Raw genomic sequence first — 1310 nt, forward strand, 5'->3', positions numbered from 1 at the left:
GGGCTTGTTCAACACTCGGGATAAGGACGCGGCTACGCGCGGCCTATCCTTATTCGTTATGTAGCTACACACGTGACTTTACCAAAAACAGTTGCCTTAATAAGCTCACATTTTTGAATACCATTTTCAATTTTTATTGCGTCACCACAACTGGTATTGCGAACAATAGGCATACCATTATTGGGCTCAACCATTACTTTTTTAGTACCACAAAGTTCATTAGCTTTTTTATACCAGCTATCAAGTAACTCATTACCAATATCAGTTTGGCCTTTTGCCGTCACCAGAAAGACAGTACCACTTTTATTGGCACTTATTGTGAATTCAACATCTTCATTTGAGAAACAACTCAAACTAAAGAAATACATGATTAAGAATACAAAGCTTGATTTCATATTGCTACATAACGCCAATATTGTGGGGCGCTGAAAGCGTCCCAGTCCCGAAGGGACGATACGAATGCCTTGTTAAATGCAACGACTAGAAACTATTTTCGCTCTAGCTCATGATTGCAGTCAGTACAGCACCACTTTGTTTTTTCTTTTGAGAGCATCATACGCTCACCACATTCAGAACAACGTATATCTCTATTTCGGTAACTAAGAATAGCTATAACAACAATTATGAGACCTATCACTATTCCTAATACTGACATAAATTAATCTCTAACATTTAACGCCTTTAGCAGGCGCGCCGATTTTTGGCGTCGCTTGCCTAAACTTGTTCTGTGTTGCCAAGGTAATTTACCTTACTTTGGTACGTTTTTGATGCACTAACCAATGAGGCTGTACAATCACTGCAATAATGGTCGAGTTGACCATGCTTGAATTCAAAGACTAACTTTGCCGACTCAATATCTTTTTGCTCAAAGCCTTCGGTTACCACTAGCCCATAAAATGTTTCTCTAAGTGCATTCAGAGCCAACCGCAACGGCTCGTCGTTTATAAAAATTCTTGGACAAGGCTCACTTTTAGATATATGAACTTCGATAGAGCTTATACCTACTTCCTCACAAGCTTTACCAAGATGCGGATGTACAAACGAAAGTGCACCCACTGAGTGGTGAGCGATACTTTGCACAACACTTTTTAGTCGCTTATGTGATGCCATGATTCTCCTGACACAGAACGCCCATTTAAGAGGCAAAATATAGTTGGCTAAAATAGGTGAACGTAGTGAACAAAAAGCCAACTGTATTTTGTCCTGCTTGAAATTCTTGTTGAACGAAGCCGCTATGCGGCAGAAGAGATAAAAAGCCTGTTTACTTTTCCATCCTAAATACTTTCTAGAGGCGACCGGCCTTGGTCGTA

At 40.1% G+C, this 1310-nt stretch carries 2 protein-coding genes; both read right to left on the bottom strand.

Annotation, left to right across the window (positions count from 1 at the left end):
- Positions 1-56: 56 nt before the first annotated feature.
- Entirely contained in the window at positions 57-395 is a 339-nt protein-coding gene (locus L876_RS0116295) for a hypothetical protein (RefSeq protein ID WP_028764767.1), read from the bottom strand.
- Between the two features lie 319 nt (positions 396-714).
- Positions 715-1310: hypothetical protein (locus tag L876_RS0116300; protein ID WP_211237668.1), on the bottom strand; the 596-nt coding region annotated here is incomplete at its 5' end.

Origin of the sequence: Shewanella colwelliana ATCC 39565, from assembly GCF_000518705.1 — a bacterium.
GTDB lineage: Bacteria > Pseudomonadota > Gammaproteobacteria > Enterobacterales > Shewanellaceae > Shewanella > Shewanella colwelliana.

Excerpts from the sequence above, each read along its gene's own strand:
- L876_RS0116295 (WP_028764767.1), bottom strand. The coding sequence starts at position 395 with ATGAAATCAAGCTTTGTATTCTTAATCATGTATTTCTTTAGTTTGAGT.